At 33.9% G+C, this 12737-nt stretch carries 15 protein-coding genes, 1 tRNA gene and 1 pseudogene; 6 read left to right on the top strand and 11 right to left on the bottom strand.

Annotation, left to right across the window (positions count from 1 at the left end):
- Positions 1 to 59: 59 nt before the first annotated feature.
- The 8 genes from purM to DSQ20_RS03270 form a co-directional block, all read right to left on the bottom strand.
- Entirely contained in the window at positions 60 to 1082 is a 1023-nt protein-coding gene (purM, locus tag DSQ20_RS03235; RefSeq protein ID WP_179366014.1) for a phosphoribosylformylglycinamidine cyclo-ligase, read from the bottom strand.
- A gap of 49 nt (positions 1083 to 1131) precedes the next feature.
- A complete protein-coding gene (locus DSQ20_RS03240; RefSeq protein ID WP_179366015.1) occupies positions 1132 to 1857 on the bottom strand; it encodes a proteasome assembly chaperone family protein in 726 nt (241 codons plus the stop codon).
- Between the two features lie 21 nt (positions 1858 to 1878).
- Positions 1879 to 2226: a hypothetical protein gene (locus DSQ20_RS03245; protein ID WP_179366016.1), complete on the bottom strand. Its 348-nt coding sequence runs from the start codon at positions 2224 to 2226 to the stop codon at positions 1879 to 1881.
- Between the two features lie 169 nt (positions 2227 to 2395).
- On the bottom strand, positions 2396 to 3661 hold the full coding sequence (gene cofH / locus DSQ20_RS03250) for a 5-amino-6-(D-ribitylamino)uracil--L-tyrosine 4-hydroxyphenyl transferase CofH (protein ID WP_179366017.1): 1266 nt from the start codon (positions 3659 to 3661) through the stop codon (positions 2396 to 2398).
- On the bottom strand, positions 3658 to 4827 hold the full coding sequence (gene cofG / locus DSQ20_RS03255) for a 7,8-didemethyl-8-hydroxy-5-deazariboflavin synthase subunit CofG (protein ID WP_179366018.1): 1170 nt from the start codon (positions 4825 to 4827) through the stop codon (positions 3658 to 3660). Before cofG ends, cofH begins: the two co-directional genes overlap by 4 nt.
- Before the next feature lie 42 nt (positions 4828 to 4869).
- Complete coding sequence (locus DSQ20_RS03260; RefSeq protein ID WP_179366019.1) at positions 4870 to 6012, bottom strand: S1C family serine protease; 1143 nt, start codon at positions 6010 to 6012, stop codon at positions 4870 to 4872.
- 37 nt (positions 6013 to 6049) lie between these two features.
- Positions 6050 to 7255: a glycosyltransferase family 2 protein gene (locus DSQ20_RS03265; RefSeq protein WP_179366020.1), complete on the bottom strand. Its 1206-nt coding sequence runs from the start codon at positions 7253 to 7255 to the stop codon at positions 6050 to 6052.
- 3 nt (positions 7256 to 7258) lie between these two features.
- Complete coding sequence (locus DSQ20_RS03270) at positions 7259 to 7675, bottom strand: type II toxin-antitoxin system RatA family toxin (protein WP_179366021.1); 417 nt, start codon at positions 7673 to 7675, stop codon at positions 7259 to 7261.
- 144 nt (positions 7676 to 7819) lie between these two features.
- On the opposite strand from DSQ20_RS03270, the gene DSQ20_RS03275 reads away from it, so the two are divergent.
- Both DSQ20_RS03275 and DSQ20_RS03280 read left to right on the top strand, forming a co-directional pair.
- On the top strand, positions 7820 to 8035 hold the full coding sequence (locus tag DSQ20_RS03275; protein WP_179366022.1) for a hypothetical protein: 216 nt from the start codon (positions 7820 to 7822) through the stop codon (positions 8033 to 8035).
- 41 nt (positions 8036 to 8076) lie between these two features.
- Positions 8077 to 8403: a tRNA-binding protein gene (locus DSQ20_RS03280; RefSeq protein WP_179366023.1), complete on the top strand. Its 327-nt coding sequence runs from the start codon at positions 8077 to 8079 to the stop codon at positions 8401 to 8403.
- A gap of 25 nt (positions 8404 to 8428) precedes the next feature.
- Here the strand turns inward: DSQ20_RS03280 and DSQ20_RS03285 are convergent.
- A pseudogene (locus DSQ20_RS03285) lies at positions 8429 to 8988 on the bottom strand (TATA-box-binding protein).
- A 150-nt stretch (positions 8989 to 9138) separates the two neighbouring features.
- Between DSQ20_RS03285 and DSQ20_RS03290 the strand changes: the two are divergent.
- Positions 9139 to 10260, top strand: coding sequence for a DUF1512 domain-containing protein (locus DSQ20_RS03290; protein ID WP_179366024.1), 1122 nt, complete (start codon positions 9139 to 9141; stop codon positions 10258 to 10260).
- Entirely contained in the window at positions 10257 to 10439 is a 183-nt protein-coding gene (locus DSQ20_RS03295) for a hypothetical protein (protein WP_179366025.1), read from the top strand. The genes DSQ20_RS03290 and DSQ20_RS03295 overlap by 4 nt, the downstream gene beginning before the upstream one ends.
- Positions 10440 to 10456: 17 nt before the next feature.
- Here the strand turns inward: DSQ20_RS03295 and DSQ20_RS03300 are convergent, their stop codons facing one another.
- The gene (locus DSQ20_RS03300; RefSeq protein ID WP_179366026.1) at positions 10457 to 11197 is read right to left on the bottom strand and encodes a TIGR00266 family protein; all 741 of its coding nucleotides are present in this window, start codon (positions 11195 to 11197) and stop codon (positions 10457 to 10459) included.
- 101 nt (positions 11198 to 11298) lie between these two features.
- Positions 11299 to 12195 carry a type II methionyl aminopeptidase gene (gene map / locus DSQ20_RS03305; protein WP_179366027.1) on the bottom strand — a complete coding sequence of 299 codons (897 nt, stop codon included), beginning with the start codon at positions 12193 to 12195 and terminating at the stop codon, positions 11299 to 11301.
- 75 nt (positions 12196 to 12270) lie between these two features.
- On the opposite strand from map, the gene DSQ20_RS03310 reads away from it, so the two are divergent.
- Positions 12271 to 12347: transfer RNA gene (locus DSQ20_RS03310), tRNA-Pro, on the top strand.
- 144 nt (positions 12348 to 12491) lie between these two features.
- Positions 12492 to 12737, top strand: coding sequence for a hypothetical protein (locus DSQ20_RS03315; protein WP_255458317.1), 246 nt, complete (start codon positions 12492 to 12494; stop codon positions 12735 to 12737).

Below are 12737 nucleotides of genomic sequence, written 5' to 3' on the forward strand. Positions count from 1 at the left end.
GTTGATTTATTGCTAATATAAGGCGATATTTGGTTGAAAATTATTTCATATTTGTCTAATTATGTGATTTTTGATGAATTTACAAAAACTCCTTTTTTGGATACTATCCGCCCTATTTCTTGAGTTGTAATTTTATGCTTTTTGAAAATTGATCTTATTCTTGATACCTGATCTTTTGGAGATATAATGCAAAACCCTATGCCCATGTTAAATGTCTTGTACATCTCTTCTGGTTTTACTCCTTGCTCTTCAATTAATCCCATTATTGGAGGTATTTTTGGTAAACTATCTACCTCGTATCCTGTTTTTTTAAGTCTCATTAGTTTTGTAAATGCTCCTCCAGTGATGTGAGCTAATCCATTAATCTTACATTTTTGAATGCTTTCTAAAACCGGTTTTACATAAATTTCCGTTGGTGTCAATAATGCATCTCCTATGACTCCTACTCCTTTTACTTTGTCTTTTACAGAATATTTTGATAGCAGAGCTTTTCTTGCAAGTGAGTATCCATTTGAATGGATACCGCTACTGTTTGCCCCAATAATTACATCTCCTGGTTTTATTTTGTTACCCAACACAATATCTTTTTTTGAAACAAGACCTACCACCATTCCTGCTAAATCAAATGAGAATCCTTTTCCTGTAAGAACGTCTGGCATTATTGCTGTCTCTCCTCCTACAATTGGCAGTGCTGATTTTTTTGCGCCATTAACTAATCCTTCTACAATTTTTTTAAAGATTATTTGATCATTTTTGTTTGCAGCAATGTAATCTACAAATGAAACAGGAGTTGCACCGATACATATTATGTCATTTACATTCATTGCGACACAATCAATTCCAATTGTGTTGTATTTTTTCATCATATTTGCAATTACTACCTTAGTACCTACACCGTCTGTATGTGTAGCTAGTAGTTGCCCTCCTGGAATTTCTACAATTCCTGCATAATGTCCAAAACCATGTGTTATCTTTGCCATTTTTTGGAGTTTATGCGTGGATTCAATTAGTCTGCCTATTGCTGCCTGACTTTGTTTAATTTTGGTAATGTCCACGCCTGCATCTTTGTAGGTTAAACCCATAGTTTCATGCGTATTTGCTGTGAATAAAAGAATTTGCCTATCTTTTGGCTTACATGTACATTCCAGAAAACTCTTCCCTGTGTTTGACATATTTTTGAGATAATTCGTTAAATTCAGAATGAATTCTCTCTTTTTCTTTCTCCAAACTACTTGTATCTATTTTCATATCGTAGAATCGGTTTAATGCTTCTATCAATGTAGACGCCGCTGTAGGATCAGGTGATGCTTTATTTGCTTTTGCAAGTAATGCCACTCCTTGAATTTTTCTTACAATGCATTCGTTTAAAATTCCTCCTGGAATCCCAGTGATGAATCCTTGCGGGATCATGCTGATGTCTTTATCTGCCATCATTCTTACCAAATCTTCTTTTGCTGCACAATATGCTTTATCGTCATGTTCTTCACTTGGAATTCCATCAAGAATTACAATTTCCTTTGATCCTTTTTTTTCTGACCAATCTAAAATAGCTGAAACCAGCGAATACAATCCTTCCATTCTTAATGTTATTTCACAAATTATTGCACATATCGTTCCGTCTTTATTTGCATAAAATCTAAAAGGATGACGTAGTCTTCCTTTCATAAAAACAGTTGATGGTGGAAGATATTTTGATCTCATCAATCCAATTTCTTCCATTTTTAATTCTTCAATTATGTGACTAATTGAAAGTGATCCTACTAGGCCTGCTCCGACAAACCCTGCAAATATTATTGGACTGTTGAGTTCTATTTTTTTTATCTCAAATACTTCTGCTTCTGGAAATCCATCTGCCACTCTCTACGTCAATTATTCTGTCTAATTACTTTTATGAATAAACAGATTCAACATGGTTCTTCCTTTGTCTGTTATGGAATAGATCATGTTTGCTCCCACTGCTTCTTTTTGCACAAAGTTATAATCTATACAAAGATGCAAATAATTCAGAAATGATTTTTTCATTCTTATCTTAGATTTTGAATATAGATCTGAAAACGTCATTGGATTTCCTCTGAGTTGGTATAGTAATTTTAAAAGAGATAACGTGCTGTAATCTCTTGTTCTTGCTTTTACTGCATCTAGTATCTGGACGTCTCTTTTTATAATAAAATCTTCGAATTGGTCTGCTACTTCTACAGGTATGTATGTTAATCTTGCTCGCATCATACCGTATGGTACGGTACATTACCTTATTAATGTTCATCTTAAGCTTTGTTACTCTGTCTGGATGGTTTTTTTACACCAATTTCATGCCTATTGATCTAACGGTGCTACTAAAATATCAAAAACCGCCAACTTCAATATGATTATTTGACTAATTTTATTGAAATAGTTTCTATGGTTTGTCGCTTCTTGGATTCTTGTATCTGAATTTGTTAATTTTGATCAGTTCTGCATATGATCCAAATTTAGACGCGTCTGAAATTTTATCAAGCTCATCATCTGATTCATCATTACCATCAAATCTCTTCAATATTTTATAATTGGTACTTCTTTCAGCAGGTACTCTTCCAATCTCTTTGACAAGTCGTCTGATCTCTTTTGGTTTTATCAATTGTCCGTGATTAGAACCAGCTGAAGTTGAAATGCTCTCGTTGATTAGCGTTCCCCCAAAGTCATTTGCTCCCCACATTAACAATAACTGTGACATTTTTTGTCCTTCCTTTACCCAAGACATTTGAATATTGTCAATCTGATTATTCAATAAAATTCTTGCAATGGCATGAGTAAGTAAAACGTCTTTTCCACTACCTCCTTCTCTTATCTCTTCATGAAGTTGATGTTTGTACATTGGAGCTTCACTGTGAATAAAATTAAGTGGAACAAATTCTGTGAATCCTTTTGTCTCTTTTTGAATTTCTCTGATTTTTACAATATGGTTTACTCTGTCTTCTGGAGTTTCAATATGCCCAAACATCATAGTTGATGTAGTGTTGATTCCAAGATTATGCGCAGTCTTGATTACTTCTATCCAATCTTTCACACTTATCCTTCCTGGAGAAATTTTATCTCTTAGTTTCTGATCTAAAATTTCAGCTGCAGTTCCTGGAAGTGTATTTACTCCTGCTTCCTTGAGTCTTTTTAGATATTCTCTAATTGTAGTCTTTGATCTTGATGCTCCATAAAGTACTTCTTCAGGTGAAAATCCATGTATGTGAATATCTGGAATTTCTTTTTTAATTTCTTTACAAATATTTTCATATAGTTCTCCCTCCATGTCTGGTGGAAGGCCTGCTTGGATACATACCTCAGTAGCCCCTAATTGATGTGCTTCTTTTGCGCGTCTTACAATCTCCTTAGTTGGGAGAAAATATCCTTCTTCTTCTCTAAAGTCTCTACTAAATGCACAAAAACCGCATTGCTTAATGCATACGTTAGTGAAATTGATGTTTCTATTTACAACATAGGTGACTGTATCTCCTACTCTTCTACTTCTAATTTCATCTGCTACCAATCCTACTAAATGAAAATCAATACCTGATGTATTGTACAGCCTTAATCCTTCTTCTGCTGATACCTCTTTATCAGATAATGCTTTGTTTAAAATTTCAGAAATAGATGAATCTGATTTTTTAAGTAGGGAATCTATATTCACATTCATTTCCAATATTCCTTCCTTACCAATCCTTCCTCATCTTCAATATCTTTCATCTTACCTCTTAACTCTTTGCCAATAAATGAAAAAAATTCTGGATAAATTGGAAATCTGCATTTTAATTCAAATCCTGCATTCTTTGAATTCTGTTCAACTTTTTTAATCTCTGGCCATGAAAATTCTGGATTTACATAATCTGGTGTAAGTGGTGAAATTCCCCCCCAATCATTAATTCCTAAAGATAGAAAACTCTGATATGAATTTGGAGATAAATTTGGTGGAATCTGTATGTTCATTTTTGGCATGATTATTCTTGTTAGTGCGACAATTATTTTGAAATAGTTTTCATTTGCTGGAGGAAAATTCTTCATCTTAGTGTCTTGCTTTGGCTGAAAGTTTTGGATAATTACCTCTTGAATATTTCCATATTTTTCTTGTAGTTTTTTTATTGCAATGATAGAGTCTATCACCTCAATTGGTGTTTCTCCAATACCTACAAGAATCCCTGTAGTCATTGGAATCTTTAATCTTCCTGTGTTTTCTAATACTTCAAGTCTTGCTTGTGGTCTTTTACTGGCAGCTAGATAATGAGGCATGTCTTTTTTTGTCAATCTTTCACTAACGTTTTCAAGCATTATGCCCATTGACACATTGGTTTTCTGTAATTCTTTTAGCTCATCATGGTTCAAATTCCCAGCATTGGTATGTGGGAATAATCCCTCCTCTATTGCTAATTCTGATGCATGAGCCAAATATTCTGCAGTTGATCTGAATCCATTTTCTTTTAGCCACTCTTTGGCTTCTTGGTATTTCTGTTCTGGTCTTTCACCTGTCACAAATAATGCTTCTACGCATCGATATTTTTTTGCAAGACTCAATAACTGTTTTATTTCTTGTTTTGACATTAATGATATTTTATTTTCATTAGGTTCTGCCTTGTAAGTACAGTATGAGCATGTGTCTTTGCATAAATTTACAATATTAAAAAATGCTTTTTTTGAAAATGTTACTGAATCATTTTTAAATCTCTGTCTTAGTTTTTGTGCCGTTGAGAATAATTCTTTAGAATTTATTTTTGAATTTTGATATATCTCTACTATGTCTTCTCTGGAAATTATTTTATCTTCTAAAACACTGTTTAAACTCTCAGAGTTTAATACAAGCTCATTCAATAGTTGGTGTTTTTGTCTAGAGGTATTTATGCTTGTATTGCATCAATTTCCGTTTGGTCGTTCATCTAGAGTAATTGTAATGTTCGTTGTTCTGCCCTCTCTTAGAACCTCTAACACCATTTCATCTCCTACGGATTTTGCTCTCTGCAAATGAATTAAAATATCATCTATTTTTCTTACTTGATTTCCATCAACTGATAAGATAATGTCCCCTCCGATTGAATACTTTATTCCATCAACTTCTACAGTTTCATTCGAACCGTGTATTCCAGCTTTTGCAGCTGGACTGTCATCTACAACTGTAATTACTAGAAAACCTACCGCATCATTTAGATTCAAAACTTTAGCAAGATCCGGATCAATATCTCTACCTGCTATTCCAATCCATGGGTGTATGTATTTTCCATCTGCAATTATCTTTGGAACAATTTTAGCTAAAGTTTGTGATGGCACTGCAAATCCTACTCCCGTAAATTCGCCCGTAGTTGATTGTATTGCTGTGTTTATTCCAACAATCTCCCCTCTCATATTCAATAGTGGTCCTCCTGAATTTCCTGGATTAATGGCAGCATCTGTCTGAATCACATCTGGAATGGAGTATCCTGCACCTGAAGGTAAGAGTCTGCCCAATTGACTAATAATCCCTGAAGTCATAGAACCTGATAACCCAAATGGATTTCCTATTGCTGCTATTGGTTCTCCAACTTTGAGATTTGCTGAATCTCCTAGTGGCAATGGCTGCAATAATGATAAATCTGCATTGACCTTGATTACTCCTATGTCTGTATATTGATCAGAGCCCACAATCTCTGCATTATATGATCTGCCATCCAAAAATGTAACTACTGCTTTTTTTACATTCTTAACAACATGAGCATTTGTAATTATGTGGCCTTGTTTGTCAAAAACAAAACCAGAACCTACTCCACTAGTTCCGTTTGACTGCTCCGCTCTTTGAACGTTAATTCTAACTACTCCTGGTTCTGATTTTTCAAATATTTCAATTAATGAAAGCTTTTTTGAGTAATCCGTCAGTGTTGCTCCTGTTGCACTTGGAATTGATTTGTTATCTGAAATGACATCTGCTTTTACTGCAGTTGGAGGTACTGCTAAAATTACTGCAAAAATTATTGCAACAATTGCTGCTCCACTTATGGCTCCAACAATTACTCCAGATTTATCCATGCAAAATCGGTACCCCTTTTTCTATCTAAAAGCATTGCTATACACTAATTGAGTTTTGAACATGATCTTTCATGTAATATTTTCGCCCTCTCCATGATACAGTACTATTCTTAGCTTGAAGTAATCCACTCAAAAAACCTAATACAACTACTAGACTTCCTATTGGGGCAAACAAGGCATCAATTAATTTTAACTGCAATAATTTTTTGACTTCGATTATTGCTCCAACGTAAATCATTATTGTGGAAATAATTGATGCCACAAATAATAATGAAAATGATGTCGTTTGAAACACTCCAAAGACTGAATATGCTAAAATTGGAAATGGCATAAATAATAAAAACAATACTGCAAAAAAACATCCAATTGCAATTTTTTTACTTTGTAAATATAGCGGAACCATTAACCTTTTCAATGCATTCCAAAGTGTACTTCGGTCTCTGGCCCAAACTGCATCAATTAGGTGGTCTCCTCTAACGATTTTCATTTTATATCCTGATTCTTTTACTTTTTTTCCAAGGGCACCGTCTTCAATAATTTCATGTTTAACACTTTCATGCATTCCAACTGATTCGTATGTTTTTCTTTTAATTATGAAAAAACTGCCAAAAAAATACGCTGTTTTCTTTGAAGGATCATTAACTCTTAGCGCTGAAAATCTAGTGTGGAGAAAGACCGAAATCATTGGTAGTGTGATTTTTGTCCAAAAATCAATTGCACGCATTTTTGGAATTGCTGATAATGCATCCAAATCAAAAGAGAGTAAATGAGATACTGCCAGGGAAATTACATTTTGTGAATGCTTTGTATCTGCATCAGAAAATAATAAAATCTCACCAGTTGTTTTTTTGTATCCTTCCATACAGGCCCAATTTTTCCCCATCCATCCATCTGGTTTTGTTTGTGCACTTACTGGAATTATTTTTGAGTTTTTCTTTGCATATTCAGAAATAATTTTACTAGTTGAATCATTTGATGAATCATCTATTACAATTATTTCATAATTTGAATAGTTTTGCTCAATTAGTGAGTCAAGACATCTTCCAATGAATTCTTCTTCATTTCTTGCAGGAAGAATTATTGAAACTTTAGGGTTATCGTGCTCTTTTTTTTCAAAGTCTTCAAGCTTTGGTGTAAATCTGGCAGAGTCAACCATCGATTTTATTAGAATTATCCATGCTGCTGAAATTCCAATTAAAATTGCGATTAATGAATAATTTAAAACATCTAAAACTAATTCCATGAATTATCTCTCTATCTCTTCTTTGATCTTCTGTAATGCCTGCTCAGTTCCACTTTGAATGTGTTTTTTTATCATTCCGGTGAACATCCCCATCATTCCAGAAAGTTTGATATCCCATTTTACATCTAGGATTGTTTTTTTATCTTTTGCAGTTAATGTGATTATCTTACTTCCTACTATGACTCCTTTTGTGAATAATGCTTCGATCTTTTCTTTTGGATATAGTTTTACTTCCTGCATGCATTTTTGATCTCTAAACGCTATTGTAATCTCTCTGTTTACCACGTTGTCGTTTTTTGATATGTTTCTAATCTCTTTGGTTCCCTTCCAAAATTTTGGTTCGTTATCTATGTCTGAGACTATGTTCCAAACATTATCAATTTGGGCATCAATTTCTACTGAAACCTGAATTTCCGCCATGCCTTTCATCATTTCGCATTAAATATATTAGATTCCAATAACATAAGAAACTGACTGTGATGGGCAACATGCCTAAAATCCAGAACAGTAACTCCAGTTCTAACGGCAATTGCCAAACTTCCGTCACAGTCAATTACACTAAACATGAAACCATCACGATATATGCCAAAAATTGGAACCTTTGACGGAGCGGGGTTTTGGAAAAACGCCTATGCTCATCAACGTGGTAAGTTACTAAAAATGGTAAATGTGCCTGAAGATCAAATAATTGTTTTAGTGAATAAAAAATATGTTGAATTGCCAGCTGCATTGAAATATGAAATTGAAACAAGTGGCATTGATAAAAAAACTCTGTTGTGAAATTTCGAAATTGATTTTAATGAGATAATTTAGGAATTCTTATGTCTCATGTGTCTTATGATGATTTTGCAAAATTAGACATTCGTGTCGCAAAAATTATTTCAACCGAACCGATTACAGGCAAAACTAGAATTATCAAAGGAATAATTGATCTTGGAAATGAAACAAAAAATGTGATAATTGGGGGAGCGCAATATTACAAACCTGAGGATATTATTGGCAAAGTAGTAATTGTTATTGCAAACTTGGAACCTAAAACTATGGCCGGAGTTGAATCAAATGCAATGCTTTTGGCTGCTGATGTTGATGATAAACCATTTTGGCTAACCGTTAATGAGGACGTCCCTTTAGGAAGTCCCATAAAATAATTAAGAAAATAAATTCAATCTACGTTTAATCGTAGATCATTAGATTTTTCTCTTCTAGTAAGGCATGTAAGTTGTTAACTGATCTATAGACATCAGGTTCTTTTTTAGCGCCTGTACAGACAAGTTTTCCAGAAGAAAATAACAAAATTACCGTTTTTGGGTCTAACATTCTATGAATTAATCCTGGAAACTGTTCTGGTTCATACATGCTTCTTGGCAATGTTCTTGCAGCTTGTTCTAGATGAATTTTGCCCCCTAAGTTAATCGATGCTACAATATTTTGAATTTCTACAGTAGCATCTTTTTTACTTTTATCCCTCCTTTTCGAAGTTTTTGAACTACAGTTTTTACTGCCTTTCTTGCCATTTCTTCTGATTTTGAACCTGTACATACCATCTTTCCTGATGTGAAAATCAAAGTTGCAGTTTTCGGACTCTTTAGTCTAAAGACTAGCCCAGGAAATTGATCTGGATGATATTCTACATCTGGGAATGTGCGTGTTATTTCATTCAAGTCCATTTTCTGATCAACTGAAGCCGATGCTACAACATTTTCCACGCTTACAATTGGCTTTGTTTGTGGCATATTCAGGTTGATTCTATCCTAACTATAATAAAAGCACTCGCCATTTTTTTACCTTCAAGTAGACTATTTTTATAATTTCTATGAATTATTGAGATTTCCCTTCTTGAGCATACGAATCATTTAATTTAGAATCTCAAATTTCTGTGTCTATTGGATTTTACAGACATTGATTTCGATCAACTCTTTGGATCAGGTGGGGATACTAATCCAATAATGATGTTGATCTGGATTATTCCTATTTTCATCTTTGTATTATACGGTCAAAGAATTCAATTGGCGGTAACTTCTGGCGAAATAAAAAAAGGAATAAAAAAACTTGAAGATTACAAAACAAAATCACGAACTGAATTAATTAGTTATATTAAAAAAAATATGAATCCTGCAGAAGATCCTACTAAAAAGGTTGACCGTTTTTTGGATTATTTTACAATAATGCCAGTCGATATGGATCCTAATGGAATAATTGGTAAAGTACGACATATTGTTAGAGCAAGAGAGGATTATACTCGTGAGCATGTAAAATCCTTATCTCCACAAACAAGTGAGTTGGAATTAACTAAAATTCAAACATTGCTTGAAATTGCTACTACTCTACAGATGATTCACAAAGTAATTAATCACATGTTCTTAACTGCCAAAAAACAAAACAATTATCCGTTAATTTTACCACTTCAGATGATTTTGCCTTTCATACTAGAAGAAGCAGAAGCAATGCACAAAGCTATCCCTGCTTTTAAAATGGGTCAGCCAATAGGTGATGGCATAGGCCCTATGGTTGTAGGTAAAATGATGTTAGAGTCTAAAAAAGAATCTATTGCTTTTCAAACTGTTTTAGGTGAAACTCAACATGATCAACGAAAATTATTACTACTAAAAGCTGAAGGTCCTGGTTCCACAGTGGGAAGACCTGGAGATGCAATGGAGACAATACTCTCTAAAAATAAACCCGATATTATCATCATGGTTGATGCTGCATTAAAAATGGAAGGCGAAGATTCTGCAACAATTGCACAAGGATTTGGTGCCGCAATTGGTGGTATTGGAACTGAAAGATTTCAAATTGAAGACATTGCAACAAAAAATAACATCCCCATCTTTGCAATTGTCATAAAACAATCAGTCAAAGAAGCAATCACTTTAATGACTAAAGACATTGCTGACAAAGCTGACGATGTTCGCTCCCAGATATCTGAGATGATTCACGATAACACAAAACCTGGCCAAACTGTTTTGTTAATTGGAGTTGGAAATACTATGGGGATCCCACAATGATATTCTCAAAAGAAAAAACCATTGTTGAATATACTGTAGAAAAATGCCAAAAATGTAACTTGGAAAGAAAAAGAAAATATCGTGAAGGTGATTTTCTCTTTACTGAATCTTCAAAATGTGATTCATGTGATGGAATTACTGTAATTGAAAAAATCTTTGGCGAAACTATGGAAAAATAATTTGAAACCTTATTTCTTCATTTAAATCCTGACGCAAATCTCAACCCTAACATTGCAGCTTGAGCCATAGTATGTGTGTTTGAAGAATTATCCTTCGTATGTTCTCCCGAAATAAGGTCCATCAGTTCTTTTAGATTTTTAGTTTGAAAGTAAACTATGGCAGGACCTGTAATTTCCGTAACTAATCCTTCTCCACTAAACAGAGTACTTTTGATTCCTCCAAATTTAGTTACCACATAATGAGAATTGTTGCTAAGTGCAACTAAATGATAATTATCCAGAGTCATTGTTTCACCTGATTCTAATTCTTTTTTAATAATTCCACCATATGCGTTAACAAAAACAGAGCCTTTTCCAGTAGCTTTTAACATGAATAATTCGGTTCCAAAAATTCCTTTTGAAAACCCCTGCCATTTGGTATCTAGATCAACAGAACTTGTTGATGCAACATACGTACCAGATTGTATGATGAATCCCTGTTCTGCAGTGATGGGAATTTCAATGATATCACCCACTGGAGGTCCTGATAGACCCAATTTACAACTGTCTCCCATGGCATTAAAATCGTTAATGAAAAATGATTCTTGTCCTAAAATTGATACTTTTAGATTTTTTAGAAATCCTTCTCTTGTGTGAGTCTTTATGTCAAAATTTCCTATTTTAAAAACAAATGACCCTCCATCTGCTCTAATCGACTCTCCTTTGTTCATGTCGATTTCCAACATGCTCATAGGATCTTTTATAATCTGAAATTTCATATCGGAAGTTGATTATTTTTATACATTATAACCTATATGTTATTTGCAATTATGGATTGAATTTCCTTCCTAAACATATCTTGGAATATGGAAAATTTGTTCTATTGAGAAATAGTAGTTATTGTAACTCCGTTATCATTTGGAATAAAGGTGTGCTCTGCCTGTGCTACTCTTTTCTCATTTATCTCAATTAAAACTGGATATGCTTGGACTGCCTTTTTGTTAACAAGTAGTTCTAATAGTTCTCGGGCTTTCTTTTCTTCCCATTCTTTTGTAATCCATCTTAGCGCAAAAGGTAACATGTTAAATTTCTCCCATATGTAATCAAGCAGTTTATCTGCTTCATCATTTTTTGTTTTCTTTCTAGAGTTTAACGCAAAAATGTTTTTTATTTTTCCATTCCTTACAAAACCCCCACCATCTTCCGTAGTGACAAATGGTTCACACGCATAAGCTGTATCTCCTGCAAGTGTAAATCCGCCAACCGACCAGATGTTCGGAATAGATCTTCCTGCATGAATTGTATACTGTCCTAAAGAATGACCGCTAAGATTTGCAATTGGTTTGAATCCCGTTTGTTTAATTGTTTTTTCTATAGTTCTACCGATATCACTTGCCTTGACTCCAACTTTTATCATGGACATTGCATTGCTTAGTGCTTCTTCCGCTGCTTGAATTAATCCTGTGTATTGTGGATCTTGACATACTGTAACTGCAGTATCTGCAATGTATCCATTAATTTGAGCACCAAGATCAATTTTTAACAAATCTGATTCTGAAATAGTTGTCGGATCATTTGGTTCTGCCGTGTAATGAGCAGCAATTTCATTAATACTTGTATTTACAGGAAATGCACATTTTGCTCCTCGTTTTTTAATTTGACTTTCTATTTCTTCACAAATTTCATAAACTGTTTTTCCAACCCAGTTTTTCTCTCTTGCCATTTCTCTTACTTCTGCAGCTATTTTTCCAGCTTTGATATAATCTTCAGATTGCAATGTTTTTCTGTTCTTTTGACTGCCTTTAAAATGATTATCTGTCAAGCTTAAATTGGGCGACTTTGGGGATTCACTGGGATCGTGGTCTAGCTTGGTATGATTCTGCGTTTGGGACGCAGAGGTCGTGTGTTCAAATCACGCCGATCCCACCACTAATCATTATCTTATTATCAATTAACATTCTAAATTTATCGCCGAGCAATGAGGAAGAGTTAGAGTAATGAATTGATATGAAGTAAAATTAATCGCTCTGAGCTCCGGCATGTTTTTATCAATTATGATTTGTTTTAATTTTATTGAATTTTGAAAAACATGACATAATTCTGATAGTGGGACTTGTATTTTTCATGCTTGGGTTATCTCCATTTGTAGGAATAGCGGTTGCTACGATAATTGTCATTGTCATGTATTTTGGAATCAAATTCTATGTGGCTAACAGGAAAAAAGCATTAGAGAAAGATGTAGGTGAGGGTATTTGTGCTGAGTGTGGTTCATCAATATTTAATAAAAAATGCCCTAATTGTGACTCTGTAGGAGAATAA

Origin of the sequence: Nitrosarchaeum sp. AC2 (genome assembly GCF_013407385.1) — an archaeon.
GTDB lineage: Archaea > Thermoproteota > Nitrososphaeria > Nitrososphaerales > Nitrosopumilaceae > Nitrosarchaeum > Nitrosarchaeum koreense.